The following is a 252-nucleotide window of genomic DNA, read 5'->3' on the forward strand; positions in this document are numbered from 1 at the left end:
CCCGACCGCAGGACTGCTGGCGTCAGTGCTGGTTGCCAAGTACGCTGACCACCTTCCCCTGTACCGTCAGGAGCAGATCTTTGCGCGAGCGGGCGTCGCGATACCGCGCTCGACATTGGGCGCATGGTAAGCACCCGGCGAAGTCATCTTGATCGGCAAGTCGTGCCGCCCGACGATCATGTCCATTCAAATTTTAAATGGACAGGTGTACATGACGGACGAAGTCGAGGTTGTCCAGGATGTGGTGCAGCC

Annotated in this window: 1 pseudogene; it reads left to right on the top strand. The window is 59.1% G+C overall.

Features of this window, described 5'->3' with window-relative positions:
- Window positions 1-118 (top strand): annotated as a pseudogene (locus tag AB3X96_RS42985) (transposase); the annotation flags it as partial.
- Window positions 119-252 lie beyond the last annotated feature (134 nt).

It is taken from the genome of Paraburkholderia sp. BR13439, assembly GCF_040948805.1.
Lineage (GTDB): Bacteria > Pseudomonadota > Gammaproteobacteria > Burkholderiales > Burkholderiaceae > Paraburkholderia > Paraburkholderia youngii.